20 protein-coding genes are annotated in these 23173 nt (G+C 65.6%); 15 read left to right on the top strand and 5 right to left on the bottom strand.

Annotation, left to right across the window (positions count from 1 at the left end):
- Window positions 1–69 precede the first annotated feature (69 nt).
- The 4 genes from AC3A4H_RS13555 to AC3A4H_RS13540 are packed head-to-tail and all read left to right on the top strand — an operon-like array spanning window position 70 to window position 4588.
- Window positions 70–891 (top strand): ATP-binding cassette domain-containing protein, encoded by an 822-nt coding sequence (locus AC3A4H_RS13555; RefSeq protein WP_487767128.1) that lies wholly within the window; start codon window positions 70–72, stop codon window positions 889–891.
- Window positions 888–2144, top strand: coding sequence for a sugar ABC transporter permease (locus tag AC3A4H_RS13550; RefSeq protein ID WP_487767127.1), 1257 nt, complete (start codon window positions 888–890; stop codon window positions 2142–2144). Before AC3A4H_RS13555 ends, AC3A4H_RS13550 begins: the two co-directional genes overlap by 4 nt.
- Window positions 2145–2167: 23 nt before the next feature.
- Window positions 2168–2896: an SDR family oxidoreductase gene (locus tag AC3A4H_RS13545; protein ID WP_487767126.1), complete on the top strand. Its 729-nt coding sequence runs from the start codon at window positions 2168–2170 to the stop codon at window positions 2894–2896.
- 54 nt (window positions 2897–2950) lie between these two features.
- Window positions 2951–4588 carry an FGGY-family carbohydrate kinase gene (locus AC3A4H_RS13540; protein WP_487767125.1) on the top strand — a complete coding sequence of 546 codons (1638 nt, stop codon included), beginning with the start codon at window positions 2951–2953 and terminating at the stop codon, window positions 4586–4588.
- A gap of 31 nt (window positions 4589–4619) precedes the next feature.
- On the opposite strand, the gene AC3A4H_RS13535 is transcribed toward AC3A4H_RS13540, so the two are convergent.
- The 5 genes from AC3A4H_RS13535 to AC3A4H_RS13515 all read right to left on the bottom strand — a co-directional run bounded on the left by AC3A4H_RS13535 (window position 4620) and on the right by AC3A4H_RS13515 (window position 9741).
- Window positions 4620–5411 carry an ABC transporter permease gene (locus tag AC3A4H_RS13535; RefSeq protein ID WP_487767124.1) on the bottom strand — a complete coding sequence of 264 codons (792 nt, stop codon included), beginning with the start codon at window positions 5409–5411 and terminating at the stop codon, window positions 4620–4622.
- Between the two features lie 2 nt (window positions 5412–5413).
- Window positions 5414–6589 carry an ABC transporter permease gene (locus AC3A4H_RS13530; protein WP_487767123.1) on the bottom strand — a complete coding sequence of 392 codons (1176 nt, stop codon included), beginning with the start codon at window positions 6587–6589 and terminating at the stop codon, window positions 5414–5416.
- On the bottom strand, window positions 6586–7656 hold the full coding sequence (locus AC3A4H_RS13525) for an ABC transporter ATP-binding protein (protein WP_487767122.1): 1071 nt from the start codon (window positions 7654–7656) through the stop codon (window positions 6586–6588). The genes AC3A4H_RS13530 and AC3A4H_RS13525 overlap by 4 nt, the downstream gene beginning before the upstream one ends.
- Before the next feature lie 178 nt (window positions 7657–7834).
- On the bottom strand, window positions 7835–8869 hold the full coding sequence (locus AC3A4H_RS13520) for an ABC transporter substrate-binding protein (RefSeq protein ID WP_487767310.1): 1035 nt from the start codon (window positions 8867–8869) through the stop codon (window positions 7835–7837).
- A gap of 200 nt (window positions 8870–9069) precedes the next feature.
- Window positions 9070–9741, bottom strand: coding sequence for a FadR/GntR family transcriptional regulator (locus AC3A4H_RS13515; protein ID WP_487767121.1), 672 nt, complete (start codon window positions 9739–9741; stop codon window positions 9070–9072).
- Window positions 9742–9987: 246 nt separating this feature from the next.
- On the opposite strand from AC3A4H_RS13515, the gene AC3A4H_RS13510 reads away from it, so the two are divergent.
- The 11 genes from AC3A4H_RS13510 to AC3A4H_RS13460 all read left to right on the top strand — a co-directional run bounded on the left by AC3A4H_RS13510 (window position 9988) and on the right by AC3A4H_RS13460 (window position 23170).
- Complete coding sequence (locus tag AC3A4H_RS13510; RefSeq protein ID WP_487767120.1) at window positions 9988–10866, top strand: fumarylacetoacetate hydrolase family protein; 879 nt, start codon at window positions 9988–9990, stop codon at window positions 10864–10866.
- On the top strand, window positions 10863–11642 hold the full coding sequence (locus AC3A4H_RS13505) for an alpha/beta fold hydrolase (protein WP_487767119.1): 780 nt from the start codon (window positions 10863–10865) through the stop codon (window positions 11640–11642). Before AC3A4H_RS13510 ends, AC3A4H_RS13505 begins: the two co-directional genes overlap by 4 nt.
- A gap of 55 nt (window positions 11643–11697) precedes the next feature.
- On the top strand, window positions 11698–13020 hold the full coding sequence (locus AC3A4H_RS13500; protein WP_487767118.1) for a metal-dependent hydrolase family protein: 1323 nt from the start codon (window positions 11698–11700) through the stop codon (window positions 13018–13020).
- Window positions 13021–13261: 241 nt separating this feature from the next.
- Window positions 13262–14299 carry a branched-chain amino acid ABC transporter permease gene (locus AC3A4H_RS13495; RefSeq protein ID WP_487767117.1) on the top strand — a complete coding sequence of 346 codons (1038 nt, stop codon included), beginning with the start codon at window positions 13262–13264 and terminating at the stop codon, window positions 14297–14299.
- A complete protein-coding gene (locus AC3A4H_RS13490; protein WP_487767116.1) occupies window positions 14296–15324 on the top strand; it encodes a branched-chain amino acid ABC transporter permease in 1029 nt (342 codons plus the stop codon). Before AC3A4H_RS13495 ends, AC3A4H_RS13490 begins: the two co-directional genes overlap by 4 nt.
- Window positions 15325–15376: 52 nt before the next feature.
- Complete coding sequence (locus AC3A4H_RS13485) at window positions 15377–16621, top strand: ABC transporter substrate-binding protein (RefSeq protein WP_348780039.1); 1245 nt, start codon at window positions 15377–15379, stop codon at window positions 16619–16621.
- 32 nt (window positions 16622–16653) lie between these two features.
- A complete protein-coding gene (locus tag AC3A4H_RS13480; RefSeq protein WP_487767309.1) occupies window positions 16654–17430 on the top strand; it encodes an ABC transporter ATP-binding protein in 777 nt (258 codons plus the stop codon).
- Window positions 17423–19651 carry a Tm-1-like ATP-binding domain-containing protein gene (locus tag AC3A4H_RS13475; RefSeq protein ID WP_487767115.1) on the top strand — a complete coding sequence of 743 codons (2229 nt, stop codon included), beginning with the start codon at window positions 17423–17425 and terminating at the stop codon, window positions 19649–19651. Before AC3A4H_RS13480 ends, AC3A4H_RS13475 begins: the two co-directional genes overlap by 8 nt.
- Window positions 19651–20484, top strand: a complete 834-nt coding sequence (locus AC3A4H_RS13470) for a phosphoenolpyruvate hydrolase family protein (protein ID WP_487767114.1) — start codon at window positions 19651–19653, stop codon at window positions 20482–20484. The genes AC3A4H_RS13475 and AC3A4H_RS13470 overlap by 1 nt, the downstream gene beginning before the upstream one ends.
- A gap of 28 nt (window positions 20485–20512) precedes the next feature.
- The gene (locus tag AC3A4H_RS13465) at window positions 20513–22702 is read left to right on the top strand and encodes a flotillin domain-containing protein (RefSeq protein WP_487767113.1); all 2190 of its coding nucleotides are present in this window, start codon (window positions 20513–20515) and stop codon (window positions 22700–22702) included.
- A 30-nt stretch (window positions 22703–22732) separates the two neighbouring features.
- Window positions 22733–23170: an SRPBCC family protein gene (locus AC3A4H_RS13460; RefSeq protein ID WP_487767112.1), complete on the top strand. Its 438-nt coding sequence runs from the start codon at window positions 22733–22735 to the stop codon at window positions 23168–23170.
- The last annotated feature ends 3 nt before the right edge of the window (window positions 23171–23173 follow it).

The raw sequence follows: 23173 nt of genomic DNA, 5'->3' as shown, positions 1-23173 counted from the left end.
TCCTCCCGAGAGTGTCCGGCCGGGCTTGTTCCGGCCGGGCACACCCAACGTCCAGAAGAGCGTTCGGCCATGGTGCGAGAAGACAGTGCGCTGCCGGAAAAGGGCAGCCCCATTTTGCGGTTGAGCAATGTTTCCAAGAAGTTCGGAGCCGTGTCGGCGCTCACCGACATAGAGCTTGATGTCCATGCGGGCGAGGTCGTGGCCCTGGTGGGCGACAATGGCGCCGGCAAGTCGACGCTGATCAAGATCCTCGCCGGCGTGCACCAGCCCACCTCGGGCAGCATCGAATTCTGCGGCCAGCAGGTTTCGCTCGACAGCCCCAGCCGCGCGCTCGAGCTCGGCATCGCCACGGTCTTCCAGGACCTTGCGCTGTGCGAGAACCTCGACGTCGTCGCCAATCTCTTCCTGGGCCATGAGCTGTCGCCGTGGAACCTCGACGAGGTGGCGATGGAAGTGCGGGCGTGGACCCTCTTGAAGGAACTCGCCGCGCGCATCCCGTCGGTACGCGAGCCCGTTGCCTCGCTTTCGGGCGGCCAGCGCCAGACGGTCGCGATCGCGCGATCGCTGCTGCTCGATCCCAAGATCATCATGCTCGATGAGCCGACCGCCGCCCTTGGCGTGGCGCAGACGGCGGAGGTGCTGAACCTGATCGAGCGCGTGCGCGAACGCGGACTCGGCGTCATCATCATCAGTCACAACATGGAGGATGTGCGCGCCGTTGCCGACCGCATCGTGGTCTTGCGGCTCGGGCGCAACAACGGGGTCTTCAGCCCCGACGCCTCCAACCACGAGCTTGTCACTGCCATCACCGGCGCCACGGAAAACGCCGTCTCGCGCCGCCACCACCGCAAGACAAGCCAGAGCAACGATTTGAGCGGGACCACCGCATGACACAGCAGATTTCCAAGGATACGCCGCCCCAGGCCCTCGACCGCAGCGACGAGCGCGTCAAGCATGACGAGGGCATGTTCGACATGGTGCGCGGTTTCTTCGACCGCATACGTTCGGGCGATCTCGGCATGTTGCCGGTCGCCGTCGGGCTGGTGGTCATTTCGACCGTCTTCAGCCTCCTCAACCCGGTCTTCCTCGCGCCGAACAACCTGGTGAACCTGCTGTTCGACTGCGCCACGGTCGGGGTCATCTCGCTCGGCATCGTCTGTGTTCTGCTGCTCGGGGAAATCGACCTTTCCGTCGGCTCCATGAGCGGCCTCGCATCCGCGGTCGTCGGCGTGCTGTGGGTCAATTCCGGCTGGCCGATTGCCGGCGCCATCTTCGTGGCCTTGCTTGTCGGCGCGGCCGTCGGCGCGCTTTACGCGATGCTTTACAATCGGCTCGGCATGCCGAGCTTCGTGGCGACCCTTGCCGGCCTGCTCGCGCTGCTGGGCCTGCAGCTCTACATTCTGGGGCCGACCGGCAGCATCAATCTGCCCTACGCCTCGCCGCTGGTTCGCTTTGGCCAGGTCATGGTCATGCCCGATTGGGTGTCGCACACCCTGGCGCTCCTGCCCGGGCTTGTCATGATCGCGGTCGGCATCAAGAACCGCCGGCGCCGCAAGGCCGTCAACCTGTCGTCACGGCCGCTCGGCGCCGTGGTCATAAAGGCTGTCGTGCTGACGGTCGCGCTCGAATTCGCGGTCTACTACCTCAATCTCGGTCGCGGCGTGCCGTGGATGTTCGGCCTGTTCGTCGCGCTGGTCATCGTGCTCAACTATGCGCTCACCAAGACCAAGTGGGGTCGCTCGATGTTCGCCGTCGGCGGCAATCGCGAGGCGGCCCGCCGCTCGGGCATCAATGTCCGGCGGATGTATATGAGCGCCTTCATGCTCTGCTCCACGCTTGCGGCCCTTGGCGGCATCCTGGCGGCCTCCCGTCTGGCTTCATCGAGCCAGCAGGCCGGCGCCGGCGACATCAACCTGAACGCGATCGCGGCAGCCGTCATCGGCGGCACCAGCCTGTTCGGCGGCCGCGGCAGCGCCTATTCCGCGCTGCTGGGCATCATCGTCATCCAGGCGATCTCCAACGGTCTCACGCTTCTCAATCTCAGCTCGTCCCTGCGCTACATGATCACGGGCGCGGTGCTTGCCATCGCCGTCATCGTCGACTCGCTCGCCCGCCAGTCCCGCGTCAGCCACGGCCGCGCCTAAACAATTTCCAGGAGAGATTCGCCATGGCAGAACTCATGAAGGGCAAGGTCGCCGCAATTACAGGTGCTGCGTCGGGCATCGGGCTGGAATGCGCCCGCACGCTGCTTGCCGAAGGCGCGACCGTCGTGCTGATCGACCGCGCCGAGGACAGGCTCGAGGCCCTGTGCAAGGAACTCGGTGAGCGCGCCAGGCCGCTGGTGGTAGACCTGCTCGCGCCCGAGCAGGTCTCCGGCATGCTGCCGCGCATCCTGGAAGTGGCGGGCGGGCTCGATATCTTCCACGCCAATGCCGGCGCCTATATTGGCGGTGCGGTCGCGGAAGGCGATCCCGACGCCTGGGACCGGATGCTGAACCTCAACATCAATGCCGCCTTCCGCTCGGTCCATGCTGTGCTGCCGCACATGATCGCGCAGAAGTCGGGCGACATCCTCTTCACCAGCTCCATCGCCGGCGTCGTGCCGGTCGTCTGGGAGCCGATCTATACGGCTTCCAAGTTCGCCGTTCAGGCCTTCGTGCATTCCACCCGCCGGCAGGTCGCGCAGCACGGCGTGCGCGTCGGCGCTGTGCTGCCGGGCCCGGTGGTCACCGCCCTGCTGGACGACTGGCCCAAGGCCAAGATGGAAGAGGCGCTCGCCAATGGCAGCCTGATGCAGCCGAAGGAAGTGGCCGAGGCGGTGCTGTTCATGCTTTCGCGGCCCCGCAACGTGACGATCCGCGACCTCGTGATCCTGCCCAACAGCGTGGATCTCTGAGAGCGGCTGCAGGCCGCCCTCGATATTTGAAGACCTTTTGAGAGCTTGGGACCCATGAGCAACACACCGGGCACGCCGGCGCCGGAGGGCGCAACTTACGTCATCGGCGTCGATGTCGGGACAGGAAGCGCGCGTGCCGGCCTGTTCGACCTCAGCGGCCGCATGCTGTCCACCGCCAAGCGCGACATCTCGCTGTTCCGCGAGCCGGGCGCCATGGTGGAGCAGTCCAGCACGGAGATCTGGCAGGCCGTATGCGCCATCGTGCGCGAAGCGGTGTCGTCCGCCGGTGTCGATCCGGCCGCTGTGGTCGGCCTCGGCTTTGATGCCACCTGCTCGCTCGTGGTGCTGGGGGAGGGCGGCAGTCCGCTTCCGGTCGGCCCCTCTGAGGACCCCGAACGCGACATCATCGTGTGGATGGATCACCGCGCCGTCGCGCAGGCCGAGCGCATCAACGCGCTTGGCCATGACGTGCTGCGCTATGTCGGCGGGCGCATCTCGCCCGAGATGGAGACGCCGAAGATCCTGTGGCTGAAGGAGAACCGCCGGCCGGTCTTCGATGCGGCCTGGCAGTTCTTCGACCTCGCCGATTTCCTCACTTGGCGGGCGACAGGCGATCTCGCGCGCTCGACCTGCACAGTCACCTGCAAATGGACCTATCTTGCCCACGAGCAGCGCTGGGACCCGAGCTATTTCCGCAAGATCGGCCTCGACCCGCTCGCGGACGAGGGCTTTGCCCGCATCGGCACTCGGATCGTCGAACCCGGCTCCCCGCTGGGGCAGGGGCTGACGCAAGAGGCCGCGCAGGCCATGGGTCTCAAGCCCGGCACGTCTGTCGCCGCCGGCATGATCGACGCCCATGCGGGCGGCATCGGAACCGTCGGCATCGGCGGGCGGCCCGAGCGCAACCTCGCCTATGTCTTCGGCACCTCCTCCTGCACCATGACCTCCACGGCGGAGCCGGTTTTCGTGCCCGGCGTCTGGGGCCCATATTACTCGGCCATGGTGCCGGGCATGTGGCTGAACGAGGGTGGCCAGAGCGCGGCAGGTGCCGCCATCGACCAGCTTCTGCGCTTCCACCCGGCGGCTGCGGAAGCGGCAGCCCAGGCTGAAGCGAAGGGCGTGGCCCTGCCTGTCATGCTCGCCGACCTTGCGGCGGAACGGGCGGGCACGGCGTCGGAGGCGGTGCGTTTGTCGACAGGCCTGCATGTCGTGCCGGAGTTCCTCGGCAACCGCGCCCCCTTCGCCGACCCCCACGCCCGGGCCGTGATCGCCGGCCTCGGAATGGAGCGCGACCTCGACAGCCTGGTGGCGCTCTATGTCGCCGGCATCTGCGGCATAGGCTACGGGCTGAAGCAGATCATCGACAGCCAGGCCGCCGCCGGCGCGCATGTGGACCAGATCGTCATCAGCGGTGGCGCCGGCCAGCATGATTTCGTCCGCCAGATCCTTGCCGACGCCAGCGGCAAGCCCGTCGTGGCCCCCAATTCGGACGAACCCGTCCTGCTCGGCTCCGCCATATTGGGCGCGGTGGCTGCCGGTGCGTTCCCCGATGTTCGCGAGGCGATGGCGAGCCTTTCCGGCGCCGCTCGCGTCTACCGCCCGGCGGAGGGCCCGCTGGGAGACATTCACTCCGCCCGCTACCAAGCGTTCAGGCAACTGCAGGACACAGCCCGCCGAGTGCGCGACTGCTGAAGTGTCTTGGCGCTGATCCGCGTCGCGGCGATCAGGCCCCGGCGGCCTTGATGGCCTTGGCCCTGTCCCGTTGCCACATGATCAGTCCGGCGATCAGGATCGTCCCGACGATGAAGATGAAGGCGGCGGCGGCGATTGCCGGGCTGATGTTTTCGCGGATGGTGGAAAACATCTGACGGGCCAACGTGCGCTGGTTCGGCCCGGCGACGAAGAGCGTCAGCACGACTTCGTCAAGCGAGGTGGCAAACGCAAGCACTGCGCCGGAAAGCACGCCCGGCATGGCAAGCGGCAATGTCACCCGCCGAAAGACGGTGAAAGGGCCTGCCCCGAGGCTTTCGGCGGCGCGCTCGACCCGGCGGTCGATGCCGGCAAGCGCGCCGGTGACGCTGACGATCACGAAGGGAATAGCCACCACCGTATGGGCGAAGATGACGCCGAGATAGGTGTTGGCGATGCCCAGCCGCACGAACAGCACCTGCATGCCGACGCCCAGCACCACCGCCGGCACCACCATCGGCAGCAGGAAAAGCGTCTTCATCGCCGTCGGAAACGGGATGTTGCGGCCGCGCAGGCCCAGCGACGCCGCCGTGCCCAGAATGGTGGCGAGTGTGGTGGTGCCGAGGCCTATGATCAGGCTGTTGACGATGGAGCGTCGCCAGGCATCCGCCGTCACCAGTTCCTGGAACCACCGCGTCGAGAAGGCGGGGATCGGATAGGTGAGGAAGGCGCTCGACGTGAAGGCGAGCGGCAGGATCGCCAGAAGCGGCGCGATCAGGAAGGTCACGACCGCAATGGCAAAGACGAGTTTCGCGCTTTTCAGCATGCTCAGCTCCTCCTCGCATCCTCGGCCGACAGCCGGCCGTAGACGGCGTAGAGCGCGATGGTAACGACGAGCAGGATGAGGCCGAGAGCGCCCGCCATGCCCCAATTGGCCGAGCCGGTGGCGTAGAAGGCGATCACGGAACTGATCATCTGGTCGCTCGCGCCGCCGATCAGCGCCGGGGTGATGTAGTAGCCGATGGCCGACATGAAGACGAGCAACGCGCCAGACGCCAGCCCGCGGAAGCTGAGCGGCAGCAGCACCCGCAGGAAGGCGCGCACCGGATTGGCGCCGAGCGAGGCGGCCGCCGGCATCAGGTTCTTCGGGATGGAGACAAGCACGCTGTAGACCGGCAGGACCATGAAGGGCAGCAGCACATGCGTCATGGCGATGACCACGCCCACCCTGTTGAAGATCAGCGGAACGGGGCCGCTGGTCAGGTGCAGCGCCTGCAGCGCGTCGTTGATCAGCCCTTTCTCCTGAAGCAGGATGAACCAGGCGGCGGTGCGGACCAGAAGCGAGGTCCAGAGCGGCAGCAGAACGGCCGCGAGCAGCAGGTTGCGCTTCCAGCCGTCCATCGTCGCGACCAGCATAGCATAGGGAAAACCGATGGCGGCGCAGGCGAGCGTGACCAGACCCGCAATCAGGAAGGTGCGCAGCATGATGACCCGGTTGGCCGAGGCATCGGCCGGTAGGGCAACGATGTTGCCGGAGGCATCGCGGGTGAGATCGAGCGCGGCCAGCAGGTTGCGGTCCGTCGTGGGCGAGAGGGCATTGGAAATCGCCAGCCAGAATTCGGGCTTTTCCCAGCGCGGGTCGACCGCGGCAAGGTCCGGCGGCGTTTCGGAGCCCTGCACGGCAGAGATGGTCTTTGCCATCAGCGTGCGGAAGCCCGACTGGGCGCTGTTCAGCCGCCGCACCATGTCGCCCACGGCCTGCGTGTCGGTTGCGGCCTTCAGGTCGGCCGCGATGGCAGCTTTCATTTCCGGGGTCGGCGGCGATGCCCGGTTCCAGCCCGCCATGGCGCCGGCCGTTTGCGGCAGGATGCGCAGCACTGCCGTGTCCGACACCGCTTGCGACATCATCGTCACCAGCGGCCAGACGAAGAACAGGGCGATGAAAAGGAACAGCGGCAGGATGAGGGCAAGCGCGCCGGCGCTTCTGCGGCTCGGCCCTTTCATGGCGCGATCACCCGGCAATCGGCGGGCTTGAATTCGGCCACAACCTCGGCGCCGGGCTGCCACTCCCGCGACTTGCGATCGAGCCTGACGACGAAGCCGTGCGCGCTCCCGTCGAGTTGTACGCGCAGATGGTCGCCCTGGTAGACGCAATCGGCGATCCTGGCGGCGATGCTGTTCCCGGCTGCCGCCGCGCCGTCCTTCAGCTCGATGCGCTCCGGCCGGATCGACAGAAGCACGTCCTGGCCGGGGGATACTTCCCCGGAAAGCCCGGCGATCACATGGCCGCCTCTCTTCAGCGCGATGCGGGCTTGCGTGCCCGCCACGCTCTCGACCGTTCCTTCGGCCAGGTTGGTCTCGCCGATGAATTCGGCCACGAAACGGGTGCGCGGTTCGTCGTAGATCTCGCGCGGCGTGCCGATCTGCTCGATCTTGCCCTTGTTGAGCACGGCGATCCGGTCGGACATGGTGAGCGCTTCCGACTGGTCGTGGGTGACGAAGACGATGGTCAGGCCCAGCCGGTTATGCAGCGCGCGGATGTCGAGCTGCATCTGTTCGCGCAGCTGCTTGTCGAGCGCGCCGAGCGGCTCGTCCATCAGCACCACGCGCGGCTCGAAGACCAGCGCGCGCGCCAGCGCCACGCGCTGCTGCTGGCCGCCGGACAGCTGCGACGGGCGCCTGTCGCGCATCGTGGAAAGCTGCACCATGTCCAGCGCCCGCGCCACGCGCTCGGCGGTCTCGGCCTTGCCGACGCCGCGCATCTGCAGCGGAAACGCGACGTTCTCGCCCACGCTCATATGCGGAAACAGCGCATAGCTCTGGAACACCACGCCCATGTCGCGCCTGTAGGTAGGCAGGTGGTCGACCGGCTCGCCGTCGACCAGAACCCTGCCCTTGGTCGGGGCTTCGAAGCCCGCCAGCATCATCAGCAGCGTCGTCTTGCCGGAGCCCGAGGGCCCGAGCAGGCTGACGAACTGGCCCTTGGCGATGTCGAGGTCGAGATTGTCGACCACGCACAAGGATCCGTACCATTTGCTGATGCCGTCGAAGCGGATGCGAATGTCAGTCAAAAGCCCTCTCCAGGATAGGGTCGCGGCAACGGTCCGTTCCGGCAGGGGCGGACGGATGCCGGCATGTCAATTCTGGCAACGCATGGCGCCTCCGGCCTCGCACCGGCCGGCGCCCGGACGGCCAGGCACCAAGCGGGCCGCAGCTCGCCTGGCACCTCGCCGGTTGGCGTGGGCCGGGCTACTGGGCCAGCCAGGCGTTGAAGCGCTGCGTCAGCGCCTCGGAGTTGTCGATCCAGAAGTTGACGTCGAGCGGAATGGCTTCGGCGAGGTTGTTGGGATCAGTCGGCAACTCGGCCGCATATTCCGGCGCAACCTTGCCGGCAGCCTCGAGGTTCGGAAGACCGTAGGCGACATAGGCCGGCAGCTTGACCTGGTGGTCGGGCTGGCTGGCGAAGGCGATGAAGTCCTGCCCGGCATCCTTGTTCTCGGCGTCCTTCAGCACGACCCAGCTGTCGATGGCATAGATGCTGCCCGGCCAGACGACCTTGAACTGCTTGCCTTCGGTGCGGTTGATGCCGGTGATGCGGCCGTTATAGGCCGATGCCATGGCCACTTCGCCGGAAGCCAGCAGCTGCAGCGGCTGGGCGCCGGCCTCCCACCAGACGATGTTCGGGCGAAGCTCATCCAGCTTCTTGAAGGCGCGATCGACCCCGTCCGGCGTCGACAGAACCTGATAGACCTCGTCCTTCTTCACGCCATCGGCCAGAAGGGCGAATTCGAGCGTGTATTTCGCGCCCTTGCGCAGCGAACGCTTGCCGGGGAACTTTTCCACGTTCCAGAAGTCGGCCCAGGAAGCTGGCCCTTCGGCAAGCTTGGCGCCGTCATAGGCAATCGCCGTGGACCAGACGATGGCGCCGACGCCGCATTCGTCCACCGCGTCGGGCAGGAACTTGTCCTTGCCGCCCATCTTGTCCCAGTCGATCTTCTCGAACAGCCCGTCGGCGCAGCCAAGGGCCAGTTCCTCGGCTTCCACCTGCACCACGTCCCAGTTGGGCGTGCCGGCCTTGACCTTCGCCTGCAGGACGCCGAAGCCGCCATCCCAGGCTTCGTCGAGCAGCGGCTTGCCGGTCTTTTCGGCATAGGGCTTGAAATAGATCTCGCGCTGCGCGTCCTGGTAGTTTCCGCCCCAGGAAACCACGGTCAGGTCTCTTGCGAAAGCGGAAGTGCCTGCAAGGCCCGCCGCCGCAAGGAGTACGCCGCCGAACACGGCCAATTTATTGGTTTGTTTCACTTTATTCCCCTCTTTTATTTGATGGCACGCCGGCATAGGACGGGCATGCTCGCGCGAAATCTATCGCTCGATCGAGCTGCCCGGCAAGGCTGCCATGCTCATATTAGTGCATGATCCGGGCCGGCCAGCAACGGGGGGAAATATGTTCGGATGTCGCAGTAAAGCGGCCGCAACAGGCTGTGTCAGCGGCCGAGAAGATTGTGCCCCACGGTCTGGAGGTGCGCCAGCATCGCCTGCCTCGCGCCGTCGGGGTCGCGTTGCATGAGCGCGTCCACGATCGCCTGGTGTTCGCGGCAATAGGCCTGCCGGCGCTCTTCCGAGAAGGAGCGCTTCTTCATCTCGAACCATGGCGACTGGTTGCGCAGGACGCGCATGAGATTATGGATTTCCTTCAAAAACTCGTTGCGCGAGCAGGCGAAGATGCGGTGGTGGAACTCCGCATCCCAATGCTCGAAGGTCGGCATGTCGGTACTGTCGCAAGCCGTCTGGTGGGCTTCGCGCACGGCGTTGAGCTCGCTGTTGCTGGCGTTGGTTGCGGCGAAGGAAGCGGCGGCCGGCTCCAGAAGCTGGCGTATCTCCATCATGTCGGCAGGGCTTGTGCCTTCCATGCGCGAAACGATTGCGGCCAGCGAATCCGGGTCGACCATCGTCAGGAACGTGCCTCGCCCGACATGGCGCACGACCGCGCCTTCGTTTTCCAGCATGGCCACCGCCCGCCGAACCGTGTTGCGCGCAACGCCGAATTCCTGGGCAAGATCACGCTCGGGCGGCATGCGGCCGTCTTCCTGCCAGGCGCCGGCGGAGATCCTCTTTTTCAGCTCCAATGCGATGCCGGTAGCTGTCAGGCGAGACATGAGCAGATCCTTATGTGATCCAATAGTGAACCATTCACGGCTGGGCCAATCACTCCCGTCCCGAGGCTCATACATGCGATTTCACCGGAATTCCACCTATTTCTCAGTGTATTGTTCCGTTTCCGGGTGAGGGCGGCGCGATTTTCTTTCCCGCCACGAAAAAATTCCGCTTGCGGGCTGAACCAATGAGCGCTAGCGTAACCGGAATAAATACGAATTGGTTCATTAATGGACTAGGGGGAGAGAATGAGGGTTGCGACATTTTCCATCGCCGGCGAGCGCCGCGTCGGTCTTGTCGACCCCGACGAGGGGGTGATCCTGCCATTCGATTTCCCGGTCGAGCGGGCGCAGGAAGGCATTCTCGCCCTGATCGAACATGATGGCGTGGCCTTGCCGCGTACGCTCTCGCCGCTGCCGCTTTCCAGTGTGGAACTGGAAGCGCCCATCCCGCTGCCGCGCCGCAACATCTTCTGCGTCGGCAAGAACTATTACGAGCACGCCCATGAATTCGCCCGCAGCGGCTTCGATTCCAGCGCCGCGGCCGGTGCGGTGCCGAAAGACCCGATCATCTTCTCCAAGGTTCCCGATTCAGTGGTCGCGACGCATTCGAGCGTGCTGATCGACACGAAGGTGTCGTCGGCCATCGACTACGAGGCCGAGCTTGCTGTCATCATCGGCAAGGAAGGGCGCGGCATCTCCAGGGAAAACGCGTTCGACCATGTCTGGGGCTATACCATTGTCAACGACGTGACCGCCCGCGACCTGCAGGGCAGGTACAGCCAGTGGCTGATCGGCAAGTCGCAGGACACGTTCTGCCCGATGGGCCCCTGGGCCGTGACCAAGGACGAGTTCGACCTTCAGAACGCCGGCATACGCTGCTTCGTCAATGACGACATGCGGCAGAATTCCAAGATTTCGCTGCTGATCTTCGACATTCCCACGATCATCTCGACGCTGTCGCAAGGCATTACGCTGAAGCCCGGCGACATCATCGCCACCGGCACGCCGGCCGGCGTGGGCATCGGCTTCGACCCGCCGAAATACTTGAAGGCAGGAGACATCGTCCGCATCGAGATCGACGGCATCGGCGCGCTCGAAAACCGCGTCTCGGAGCGGGCGCAATGACCACGGTCACCGTTGGCCAGACCGTCGTGGAAGTCACCGGGGAGGGGTTCCCGGTGGTGATGATCCACGGCCTGGGCGGAACGTCCAACATGTTCCAGCCGCAGATGCAGGCACTGTCGGGCTATCGCGTCATCCGGGTCGATCTTCCGGGTTCGGGCCGCTCGGCGCGGCCGCTCGATCCGCTCACCATCGAGATGATGAGCGAGGCCGTCATCCGCGCCATGGACGGGGTGGGGGTCAGCCGGGCGCATTTCGTCGGCCACTCCATGGGCACCATCGTCTGCCAGCAGGTTGCGGCCGGCAAGCCGGAACTGGTGGCATCGCTTTGCCTGTTCGGTGCGCTGGCCGAGCCGGCGGAGGCCATGCGCCAGGGACTGGCGGCGCGCGCAAGGCTCGCGCGCTCGGGCGGCATGTCAGACATCGCGGACCAGGTCTCGACCAATGCGCTGTCGGCATATACGCGGGAGAATTTGCCGGCGGCGGTGGCCTTCGTGCGGGAATCGATCACGCGGCAGGACCCGGAATCCTATGCCCGCACCTGCGAGGCGCTGGCCAAGGCAAACGCGGTCGATGCGCGCCGGATCAATGCGCCGACGCTGCTGGTCACCGGCGACGCGGACGTGGTCAGCCCGATGAGCGTCGGGCAGGCGCTGGCCGACAAGATCAAGGGCGCCGTGCTGTCTCCCATGGACAGATGCGGCCATTGGGCTACGGTTGAGCATCCGCGCGAGTGCAACCAGAAACTGACGGAATTTCTAAGGCGCGCAGACCGGTGATCTGACGACGAACACCGGCGCACAGAGGGCGCCTTGCCATTTTTGGGAGGAAGAGATGGCAGACGATAGCTGGAGCGGAAACGGCTCGGGTGGCACGCTGTTCACCAATGTGCGCATCCTCGATGCCACCGGCGAATATCCCTACTCCGGCGAGGTGCTGGTGCAGGGCAATCGCATCAAACAGATAACCCGCGGCTCGTCGCGCTTCGGCTCGTCCTCGTCGGCCTATGGCGGCGCGACCGTCATCGACGGCATGGGCGCGACGCTCATGCCGGGCATGATCGACGCGCACCTGCATCTTTCCTGGAACAACGCGCCCGGCATCGACCCCATCCAGATGATGGAACTCGAGGAGCACATGCTGGTGACCATGGAGATGGCGAAGCTCGTGCTCGATGCCGGCTTCACCGCCGGCCGTGGTGCTGCCGCCGCAAAGCCGCGGCTGGACGTGGTGGCGAAGAAATTCATCAACCAGGGCCGCTTCCCCGGTCCGCGCTATCTGGCGGCGGGACCCGAGATCACCACCGTGGGCGGCCTGGGCGACTCCGCGCCCTCGCACATCCCGCATGAGGGCCTCAATCTCGGTCTCGTCGTCTCGGGACCGGAGGAGATCCGCCGCACCGTGCGCACGCTGATCAAATACGGCGTCGACTCCATCAAGCTCAACCTCTCGGGCGAATCCATCACCGGCATGGGGGCCGAGGAAACGCCGATGTCGGAGGAAGAGGTGGCGATGGCAGCATCGGAAGCGCGCTGCCGCAACAAGGTGCTCTCCGCGCATGCCCGCTCTTCGGGCTCGGTCAAGCAGTGCATCCGCCACGGCATCCAGAACATCTACCACGCCTCCTTTGCCGACGAAGAAGCGCTCGATTTGCTCGAAGCGGCAAAGGACCGGCACCTCGTGGCGCCCGGCATGGCATGGCTCATCAACACGGCGCGCCATGCCGAGCAATGGGGCATCAAGCCCGGCTCGGCGCTCGCCATGGAATATGAGCGCGAGCTGGAAATGTGCATCGACACGATGAAGAAGATGCATCGCCGCGGCATCCGCATCTGCATCGGCGGCGACTATGGCTTTGCCTGGACGCCGCAGGGCACCAACGCCAAGGACATCCAGACCTTCGTCGAGATGCTCGGCTTCTCGCCCATGGAAGCCATCATGGCAGGCACGAAGTATGGCGGCGAGATCATGAACATGGGCGACGAACTCGGCATGATCAAGGAAGGCTATCTCGCCGACATTCTGCTCATCGACGGCGACCCGACCGCTGACGTGCGCATCCTGCAGGACAAGAACCGCATCCTCGCCATCATGAAGGACGGCAAGTTCCACAAGGCGCCGCGCATGAACGAACAGCGCCGGCGGCTGACCGCCTAACGGAGAGGTCTTCCATGTCGGCGCTCCACGTGACCCCCCTCTGTCCTGCCGGACATCTCCCCCACAAGGGGGGAGATCAGCTGTCACTACAGCTTTCGCCACACTTCGACCTTGCAGGACAGGCGCCGCAAGCCGAGCTGCAAATCTCCCCCCTTGTGGGGGAGATGTCCGGCAGGACAGAGGGGGGCGCGAAGGAACGCGACAATCCAAGGCGCATCTCTTCGAACTCGCGGTGCGATGCATGAGTATTCTCGACCAGCCATCGACGCAGCCAATCTTCACCCGCCGGCAGGCTTGGGGGCTGTTCTGGCTCCTCGCGGCCGCGCTGTTCGCCTGGCTGATGCTTGCTATCTGGCCGGACTGGCTGAACTCGATCCTCACTTCGAAGAAGGCCTTCGTCAGCGCCGTGCTCAACGGGGTGACGCTGGCAGGGCTGTATTTCCTCGTGGCAAGCGGCTTCACGCTGGTCTTCGGCCTGATGCGCAACGTCAATCTCGCGCATGGCTCGCTCTATCTGCTCGGCGCCTATATCGGCTACGAGGTCGCCACCCGCACCGGCTACTGGCTGCTCGGAGTCGCGGCCGGCTTCGTCGTGCTGGCGCTGGTCGGGCTCGTCATGCAGGTCTTCGTCTTCCGGCGGCTCGAGGGCGACGATCTGCGCCAGACGCTGGTGACGATCGGCATCTCCATTGTCGCGGCCGACCTGATGCTGGCGGTATGGACCGGCACCACCTATCAGATCGTCACGCCTGCATGGCTCGACGGCGCGGTCGCCTTGCCGTTCGTCACCGCGGTCAAGTCCAGCGGCGAGGCCGTGTTCCTGCGCTATCCGTTCTACCGCCTCGTCGTGCTCGCCGTGGCCATCATCATCGGCGTCGGGCTCTGGCTGATGCTCAACCGCACGCGGGTCGGCATGATGATCCGCGCCGGCGTCGACGACCGCGCCATGCTGTCGGCCTCGGGCGTGAATGTGCATGCCGTGTTCGCCATCGTCTTTGCAATCGGCGCGGGGCTGGCCGGCTTTGCCGGCGTCGTCGGCGGCTCGGCGCTTTCGGTCGCGCCGGGCGAAGACGTGCGCTACCTGCTCGCCTCGCTTGTCGTGGTGATCGTGGGCGGCATGGGCTCGATCACCGGCGCGGCAATCGGTGCGCTGCTGATCGGGCTGGCCGAACAGATCGGGCTCGTCTATTTCCCCACCTACGGCATCGTGCTCACCTTCGTCATCATGGTGGTCGTGCTGGCCGTGCGGCCGCAAGGCATCATGGGGAAGGCGCGATGACGGCCCTTGCCCCGACCGACAAGCCGACCACCGCGCAGTCGATCCTGGAAAGGATCGGCGCGGGCAACATCGTGCTTCTGGTGCTGCTTGCGCTCTATCCGGCGGTGGCGTCGAACTTCTTCCTGACCCAGATTGGCGCCTATTCGCTGATCTTCGGAATGATCGCGCTGTCGCTGATGCTGCTTGCCGGCTATGGCGGCATGGTCAGCCTGGCGCAGATTTCGGTGGCGGGCGTCGCCGGCTACACGGTGGCGGTGTTCGGGCTCAACAATTCCGGCGTGCACGGTTTTGGCTGGCCGTTCTGGATCGTGGTGCCCTTCGCGACGCTGATTGCGGCGATCGCTTCGGCGCTGATCGGTGTCATCTCCAACCGCACCGAAGGCATCTACACGATCATGATCACGCTCGCGATCGCGACGGCCTTCTTCTATTTCACGCAGCAGAACTATTCGCTGTTCAACGGCTTTCCTGGCTACACCGGCATTCGCGCGCCGGAATTCTGGGGCGTCAACTGGCGCGATCCGATGCCGTTCTACTATCTGTGCCTCGGCTTCTCGGTGGTTGCATATGCGGCCGTGCTCTACGGTTCGCGCTCGACCTATGGGCTGACGCTGCAGGCGGTGCGCGACAACCCGCGCCGCATGCGCGCGCTTGGCTTCAATGTCACCGCCCACAAGGTGGTCGCCTATTTCTATGCCGGCATCATCGCTGGCCTGGCTGGCGTGCTGCTGGTCTGGTTCAACGGCCGCATCTCGCCCGGCACCATCAATGTCGCTGCCGCCATCAACGTGCTGATCATCGCCGTCATCGGCGGCATGCGCCACCCGATCGGCCCGTTTCTCGGTGCGGTGGTCGTGGTGCTGATGCAGACCTTCGCCATCGACATCGTCGGTGCCGAGCGGTTCAACACGCTGATCGGCCTGTTCTTTCTGGTGATCGTTTTCGTGTCGCCAGACGGTCTTCTTGGGTTGTGGGGGAGGATCAAACCACATCTGGCCCAGGAATCCTTGCGCTCGGGTTCATGAGGAAACGGGCGGCTTCAGATTGATCCAAAGACAACCAGGGAGGGAAGTAATCATGAGGATCCATCGTCGAACATTACTCGCGCTGGCGCTGGCTACCGGGCTCACCGCGCCGTCGCTCGCACTCGCGGAAGACTCCATCAAGATCGGCCTTCTGGCGACCTTCGAGGGCCCCTTCACCGTGCTCGGTGAAGACGGCGAGCGTGGCGCCATGACGGCGCTTGAAGAAGTCGGCGGCATGGTTGCGGGCAAGAAGATCGAGATCGTCAAGGGCTCGTCCGACGCTTCGCCCGACAGCGCTGTGCGCGCCGCGCGCAAGCTGGTCGAGCAGGACGGCGTCAAGGTGCTGGTCGGTCCGCTCTCCGGCGACGAAGGCATCGCCGTCAAGGACTATGCCAAGACCCATCCCGACGTGACCTTCGCCAACGGCGCCTCTGCCGCGCAGGACACCACGCTGCGCGATCCGGCACCGAACTTCTTCCGCTTCGGCACCGATGGCGCCCAGTGGATGGCCGGCCTCGGCACCTATGCCTATAACGACAAGGGCTACAGGAAGGTCGCCACCGTCGCGGAAGACTACTCGTTCCCCTATACGCAGGTGTTCGGCTTCATGGCCGAGTTCTGCAAGGCGGGCGGCACGGTGCCCTCGAAGTCGTGGGTGCCGATCGGCAACAAGGACTATTCCTCGGTCATCGCCGCGATCCCGGACGATGTCGACGCCATCTATGTCGCGCTCGGCGGCGCCGACGGCGTGAATTTCCTGACGCAGTACCAGCAGGCCGGCGGCACCGCGCCGCTGATCGGCGGCTCCATCACCGTCGACCAGACCATCCTGACCTCGAAGGGCAAGATCCGCGACGTCCTGATCGGCACGCCCTCGGCCGGCCCGATCGCCGACACCAACGACACGCCCGCCTGGAATGCTTTTGTCGAGGCCTACAAGAAGCAGCCCAACGCCTTCCCGTCGCCGTCGCTGTTTGCCCACGCCTATTATCTCGACATGAAGGCGATGCTGATGGCGCTTGAGGAAGTCGGCGGGGATACTTCGGATGGCGGCAAGAAGCTGCAGGAGGCGCTGGCGAAGGTTTCCTTCGAGGGCCCGACCGGCAAGGTTTCGCTCGACCACAACCGCAACGCCATCGCCGACATCTATCTGACGGAAGTGTCGGAAGGCGCCGACGGCAACCTCTACAACAAGCTCGTGAAGGTGGTGCCGCAGGTGAACCAGACGCTCGGCATGCCGGAAGACGAGTTCCTGAAGCTCGGCGTTGTCGGCCGCGACAACCCGTCCTGCCCGTAACGTCAAGCACAAGGCGACCGCCAGTGGCCGAGATTTCAGTTGCATCCCGCCTGCAAGGCTCCGGCGCATACGCGCTGGAGCTGGAGGGCATTGCACGTCATTTCGGTGCGCTGGTGGCGTTGACGGGTGTCAACATGAGGATCGCGGCCGGCGAGCGGCGCGCGGTCCTCGGCTCCAACGGCGCCGGCAAGACGACGCTGTTCAACGCCATCACCGGCGACTTCCTGCCGAGCGCGGGGCGCATCCGCTTCTTCGGCGAGGACATCACCGACCTGCCGCCGCATGAGCGCATCCGCCGCGGCCTGCGCCGGACCTACCAGATTTCGCAGCTCTTCAAGGGGCTGACGGTTCTGGATTCGATCTTCCTGGCCTGCCGGGGCGTGTCGCGCCGGCGCTTCTCGGTGCTGCGCCCTTCGGCCAGCGACGTGAACATGGTGCAAGCGGAATCGATCCTGAACGCCGTGCATCTCGAGCGCGACCGCGATGCGCTGGTGGCCACACTTTCGCATGGCCAGCAGCGCCAGCTGGAAATCGCGCTGGCGCTTGCCGGTGCGCCGCGCTTCATCCTGTTCGACGAGCCGGCCGCGGGCCTGTCGCCCACCGAACGGCGCGACCTCGTCGCCATCCTCAACGCGCTGCCCAAGCACATCGGCTACATCATCATCGAGCACGACCTTGATGTCGCGCTGCGCGTCTCGGAATATGTGTCGATGATGCACAACGGGCGGCTGTTCAAGGAAGGCACGCCGCAGGAAATCGAAGCCGACCCGGAAGTGCAGGAGATCTATCTCGGGGGTAAGCATGGCTGAACGTGCTTCTTCTTCCGGCAAGGCGGGCAAGGCCGTCCTGCGCATCGACGATCTGCAGGTCTATTACGGCGAAAGCCACGCACTCCAGGGCGTCTCGCTGACGCTCGAAAGCGGTGTCTTGTCGGTCGTCGGTCGCAACGGCATGGGCAAGACGACGCTTTGCAACACCATTGCCGGCTTGAAGCGCGCCCGCTCCGGCTCGATCCGCGTCAACGGCCGCGAGATTTCCTCGCTGGAACCGCATGAGATCCACCACCTCGGCGTCGGCTATGTGCCACAGGGGCGGCGCGTATGGCCGAGCCTGACGGTGGACGAGCATCTGCGGCTCTCCGCCGGCGGCCGCCGCGACGCGGGCTGGACGGTCGAGCGCGTCTACCAGACATTTCCGCGGCTTGCGGAACGCCGCAACAATGGCGGCTCGCAGCTTTCGGGCGGCGAGCAGCAGATGCTGGCGATCTCGCGCGCGTTGCTGAGCGACCCGAAGCTGCTCGTGATGGACGAGCCGACCGAGGGCCTGGCGCCGGTCATCGTCGAACAGGTCGAGCAGATGCTGATCACGCTCGGCCAGGAAGGCGAGATGGCGATCCTCGTCATCGAGCAGAATATCGGCGTGGCGACGGCGGTTTCCGACAGCGTCGCGATCATGGTCAACGGCCGCATCAACCGCATCATGGACGCCAAGGCGCTGGCCGCCGACCGCGACCTGCAGCAGCGGTTGCTCGGCGTGGGCCGCCATTCGGAAGAGGAGACGGTTTCGCCCGCCGTGGCCGCGCAGGCTGAGGAGCAATTGGCCGAGGTCTACCGCATCGAGCGCGGCGGCAGCGAAGCCGGGCAAGCCAAACAGCCGGCGGGCGGCGTCTACCGCCCGGTGACCGAACTGCCCAACCGCTGGAACGTGCCAGTGACGGCCCTGCGGCAGGCGGCTCTCGAGAAGGCCCCCCCCCAGGATGACCTCAAGAAGGTCTTCGCCATTCCCTTCTCCGAGCGCATCGGGCGCACCGTGTTGGTGGCCGGCACATTCGACACCAAGGGCAAGGAACTGCGCTTCATCGCCGACCGGCTGAAGTCGCTCGGCATTCCCGCCCGCACCGTCGACCTCTCGACTTCGGGCAAGCCGTCGAGCGTCGATGTGACGGCCATGCAGGTTGCGAGCATGCATCCCTATGGCGCGTCGGAGGTGATGTCGGGCGATCGCGGCAAGTCGGTCACGGCCATGGCCGAAGCCTTCGCCCGCTGGGTGGAGCGCGAGCCGCGCCTGGGCGGCATCATTTCGGCCGGCGGCTCGGGCGGTACCACTCTGGCCACGGCGGGCATGCGCGTGCTGCCGGTGGGCATCCCGAAAATCATGGTCTCGACCGTGGCGGCCGGCGACGTCGGCAAATATGTCGGCGGCGCCGACATCATGATGTTCCATTCGGTGGCCGACGTGCAGGGGCTGAACTCGATCACCGAGCAGGTGCTGGGCAACGCCGCGCACGCCATGGCCGGCATGGTGGCGCAGCTGCCCGACGCCGAGGCGTGGGAAGCAAAGCGCAAGCTGGCGCGCCCGGCAGTCGGCATCACCATGTTCGGCGTCACGACGCCCGCTGTGCAGGCGGTGACAAAACGGCTTGAGGCCGACTATGACTGCCTCGTCTTCCACGCCACCGGCACAGGCGGGCGGGCGATGGAGAGCCTGGGCGATTCCCGGCTATTGGCCGGCTTCCTGGACCTGACCACAACCGAGATTGCCGACATGATCGTCGGCGGCGTGTTGCCGGCCGACCAGGACCGTTTCGGCGCGGCGATCCGCACCGGGCTGCCCTATGTCGGTTCGGTGGGCGCGCTCGACATGGTCAATTTCGGGTCGCGCGACAGCGTCCCGGAAAAGTTCAAAAGCCGCAAGTTCGTGATCCACAACCCCAACGTGACGCTGATGCGCACGACGCGGGACGAGAACCGAGCCTTCGGCGAATGGATCGGCGCGCGGCTCAACCAGATGAACGGGCCCGTCCGCTTCCTGCTGCCCGAGGGCGGGGTTTCGATGCTCGACGCGCCGGGCGGCGCCTTCCACGACCCGGAAGCAGACAATGCGCTGTTCGAGGCCATCGAGCGCACGGTGCGCCAGACGCCGCAGCGCCGCATCCAGCGCGTGCGCGCCAACATCAATGACGATACCTTCGTGGACGCGGTGATCGAAGCGTTCCAGTCGATAATGCCCAAGCTTCAGAGGAGAACGTGATGCCGCGTTTCCAGCGATCCGCGCTGATGGAGAAATTCCAGGAGATGAAACGCCAGCGCGTGCCCATCGTCGGCGGCGGGGCGGGCACCGGGCTCTCGGCCAAATGCGAGGAGGCCGGCGGCATCGACCTCATCGTCATCTACAATTCGGGCCGCTATCGCATGGCCGGCCGCGGCTCGCTGTCGGGCCTGCTCGCCTATGGCAACGCCAATGAGGTGGTGATGGAGATGGCGCGCGAGATCCTGCCCGTGGTGCAGCGCACGCCGGTGCTGGCGGGCGTCAACGGCACCGACCCGTTCCTGATCGTCGACCACTTCCTCGACCAGGTGAAGGCGATCGGCTTTGCCGGCGTGCAGAATTTCCCGACCGTCGGCCTGATCGACGGCACCTTCCGCGCCAACCTCGAAGAGACGGGAATGTCCTACGGGCTGGAGATCGACATGATCCGCAAGGCGCGTGAGAAGGACCTTCTGACGACGCCCTATGTGTTCAACGCCGACGAAGCGAAGGCCATGGCCGAGGCCGGCGCCGACATGGTGGTCTGCCACCTGGGGCTGACCACCGGCGGCTCGATCGGGGCCGAGACGGCGCTGAAGCTGAAGGATTGCCCGGCGCTGGTGGATGAGTGGTCTGAAGCCGCGCTGAACGTCAACAAGGACATCATCGTTCTGGTGCATGGCGGGCCGGTGGCCGAGCCGGAGGACGCCGAGTTCGTGCTGAAGAACACGGCCAACTGCCACGGCTTCTACGGCGCTTCGTCGATGGAGCGGCTGCCCACCGAACGGGCGCTGACCGAGCAGACAAGAAAATTCAAGTCGGTCGCCTTCGGCTGACCGCAGCATATCCGGGGAGGATCAGGACATGGCCGCGCAGACCTTTGGCACTTTCCTTTTGTGGCTCATCGTGTTCGTCATCGCCGTGGTGGTGGCCGTCTACATTCTGAGATGGCTCTACCGGCGCTCGACCAAGGAAACGGCCTTCGTGCGCACCGGCTTCCTCGGCGAGAAGGTGGTGGTGAATGGCGGCGCCTTCGTCATTCCGGTGCTGCACGAAATCACCCCGGTGAACATGAACGTCATGCGCATCGAGGTGCGGCGCGAGAACCAGGCCGCGCTGATCACCAAGAACCGCATGCGCGTCGACCTGATCGCCGAGTTTTTCGTGCGCGTTGGCGCCAGCCGGGACCTCGTGGCGGCAGCGGCCCAGACGCTCGGCCGACGCACCATGCAGGACGGCGGCTTGCGGGAACTGCTGGAAGGCAAGTTCGCCGCCGCCATGCGCACGGTTGCGGCCCAGATGACGCTAGAGGAAATGCACGAGCTGCGCCGCGACTATGCCGCCAAGGTGCGCGAGCTGGCCACCGAGTCTCTCGCCGCCAACGGCCTTGAGCTCGAAAGCGTCGCCATTGTCGACCTCGACCAGACCAGCCTCGAATTCTTCGATCCGTCCAATGCTTTCGACGCCGAGGGCCTGACGCAGCTGACCGAGTCCATCGAGACCCGCCGCCGCATGCGCAACGAGATCGAGCAGCGCACGCTGGTCGACATCCGCAACCAGAACCTCGACACCCAGCGCAAGGTGCTGGAGATCGACCGCGAGACCGAATATGCGCGGCTGGAGCAGGAGCGCGAGGTGGAAACCCGCCGCGCCGCCCAGCGCGCCGAGCTTGCCCGCGAGCGCGCCGTGCGCGACCAGGAGGCCGAGCAGGCGCAGCTTCTGGCGCGCGAGGCGGTGGAGAAATCGCGCCTGGCGCAGGAGCGCAGCATCACCGAAGAGCGCATCCGCAGCGAGGAAGAGACCCAGCGCCGTGAGATCGCGCGCCGTCGCGCCCTCGACGAGGCCGAGCTCAAGATGCGCGAGATGACCGAGCGCGAGCAGATCGCGCTGGAGCTTTCGCTCGAAACGGCCCGCATCGAGCGCGAGCGCGCCCAGAGCGAACTGGAGATCGAGCGCAAGAAGGCGCTGGAAATTGTCGAACTTGAACGCCAGATCGCCCTTGCCGAAAAGGCGCTCGACGTGACCAGGGCCGAGGCCGAGAAGCGGCGCGGCGAGATCGTCGCCAACCAGCAGACCGAGGCCGAGCGGATCGCGCAGGAGCGCGCGCTCGACCAGATCAGGCTCGAACGCGAGCGGCATCTGGAAGCGCTGCAGATCGCCAAGCGCCAGGCCTTCGAGGAAGCCGAGATCGCGGCGGCCGAAGAGGTGGAGCGCGCGCGCATCGCCACCGAGCGCGGTATCGAGGAAGCCAAGCTGGTCAAGGAGCGCGAGCTGCGCCAGCTCGCCGTCGACCGCGACCAGAAGGTGGAGATCGCCGAGATCCAGAAGGCCATCGATGTTGCCAAGAAGACGCAGGAGCGCTCCTCCGCGATTGCCGCCGCCGAGGCCGTGCGGGCCAAGGCCATCCAGGCCGAGGAACAGGCCCTCACCGCACGCGAGAGAGAAATCGCCGAGCGCCGTAAGCTGACCGACCTGATCGCCGCGGCGCGCGAGGCCGAGCGCGAAGCGATGCGGGTGACGGCGGCGGCGGAAGCCGAGATGAAGGCCGCCAAGAGCCTCGCCGAAGCCCAAAAGATCGCTGCGACCGCGGCCGCCGAGGCCGAGAAGATCCAGGCGCTCGCCGCTGCCCAGCGCTACGAGGTCGATGCCGCCGGCAATCGCCTGCTCAACGAGGCGGAAAACCTGCTGTCCGACGAGGCGCGCGCCGGTCGGCTGCGCGGCAAGCTGCTGGAGCGGCTCGAAGGCATCGTGCGCGAGAGCGTCAAGCCGATGGAGAAGATCGAGGGCATCAAGATCCTGCATGTCGATGGCGTGAACGGCGGCACCGGCGGCAATCGCAACGTCACCGACGAGGTGATCGACTCGGCCCTGCGCTATCGCGTGCAGGCGCCGATGATCGACAACCTCATGAAGGACATCGGCATCGAGGGCGGCTCGCTCGGCCGCATGACCGACGTGCTGCGCGATGCCAAGGACATTTCCAGCCTGACGCGCGACAAGAAGGGCAAGACCGGGAACGGCAAGGACGACAACGACGACGATCGCGATCGTTGATGCGGCGCGACGGGATCAGGGGGTAAGCCAATGCCGAAAGTCTATGTCTCCTCGGTGGTGAACGCGCCGGCGGCCGATGTCTGGCAGGTGGTGCGCAACTTCAACGACCTGCCCGACTGGACGCCCTTCGTGGCCGAAAGCCGCATCGAGCAGAACGCCCGGCCCGACCAGATCGGCTGCATCCGCAATTTTACGCTGAAGGATGGCGGGCGCATCCGTGAACGGCTGCTGGCGCTCTCGGACTACGACCTCTCCTGCACCTATTCGATCCTCGAAAGCCCGATGGGCGTGGAGAACTATATCGCCAAGCTGGCGCTGACCCCGATCACCGACGGCAACGCCACCTTCTGCGAATGGGAGGCCGAGTTCGACTGTGCGCCGGAGCGGGAGGCTGCATTGATCCAGCAGATCGGCAGCGGCGTCTTCCAGGCCGCGTTCACTTCGCTGAAGAAGCGCTTCGCGCGCTGACGC

Source organism: Pseudaminobacter sp. Soil_N_29 (assembly GCF_057656055.1).
Note: the sequence above shows the minus strand (reverse complement) of the source record. Positions and strands in the feature narration are given on the sequence as shown.

Coding starts and splice junctions, on each gene's coding strand:
- AC3A4H_RS13495 (WP_487767117.1), top strand. CDS start 13,262: ATGAGTATTCTCGACCAGCCATCGACGCAGCCAATCTTCACCCGCCGG.
- AC3A4H_RS13460 (WP_487767112.1), top strand. CDS start 22,733: ATGCCGAAAGTCTATGTCTCCTCGGTGGTGAACGCGCCGGCGGCCGAT.
- AC3A4H_RS13470 (WP_487767114.1), top strand. CDS start 19,651: ATGCCGCGTTTCCAGCGATCCGCGCTGATGGAGAAATTCCAGGAGATG.
- AC3A4H_RS13535 (WP_487767124.1), bottom strand. CDS start 5,411: ATGCTGAAAAGCGCGAAACTCGTCTTTGCCATTGCGGTCGTGACCTTC.
- AC3A4H_RS13515 (WP_487767121.1), bottom strand. CDS start 9,741: ATGTCTCGCCTGACAGCTACCGGCATCGCATTGGAGCTGAAAAAGAGG.
- AC3A4H_RS13465 (WP_487767113.1), top strand. CDS start 20,513: ATGGCCGCGCAGACCTTTGGCACTTTCCTTTTGTGGCTCATCGTGTTC.
- AC3A4H_RS13500 (WP_487767118.1), top strand. CDS start 11,698: ATGGCAGACGATAGCTGGAGCGGAAACGGCTCGGGTGGCACGCTGTTC.
- AC3A4H_RS13475 (WP_487767115.1), top strand. CDS start 17,423: ATGGCTGAACGTGCTTCTTCTTCCGGCAAGGCGGGCAAGGCCGTCCTG.
- AC3A4H_RS13550 (WP_487767127.1), top strand. CDS start 888: ATGACACAGCAGATTTCCAAGGATACGCCGCCCCAGGCCCTCGACCGC.
- AC3A4H_RS13485 (WP_348780039.1), top strand. CDS start 15,377: ATGAGGATCCATCGTCGAACATTACTCGCGCTGGCGCTGGCTACCGGG.
- AC3A4H_RS13555 (WP_487767128.1), top strand. CDS start 70: ATGGTGCGAGAAGACAGTGCGCTGCCGGAAAAGGGCAGCCCCATTTTG.
- AC3A4H_RS13505 (WP_487767119.1), top strand. CDS start 10,863: ATGACCACGGTCACCGTTGGCCAGACCGTCGTGGAAGTCACCGGGGAG.
- AC3A4H_RS13510 (WP_487767120.1), top strand. CDS start 9,988: ATGAGGGTTGCGACATTTTCCATCGCCGGCGAGCGCCGCGTCGGTCTT.
- AC3A4H_RS13490 (WP_487767116.1), top strand. CDS start 14,296: ATGACGGCCCTTGCCCCGACCGACAAGCCGACCACCGCGCAGTCGATC.
- AC3A4H_RS13540 (WP_487767125.1), top strand. CDS start 2,951: ATGAGCAACACACCGGGCACGCCGGCGCCGGAGGGCGCAACTTACGTC.
- AC3A4H_RS13530 (WP_487767123.1), bottom strand. CDS start 6,589: ATGAAAGGGCCGAGCCGCAGAAGCGCCGGCGCGCTTGCCCTCATCCTG.
- AC3A4H_RS13545 (WP_487767126.1), top strand. CDS start 2,168: ATGGCAGAACTCATGAAGGGCAAGGTCGCCGCAATTACAGGTGCTGCG.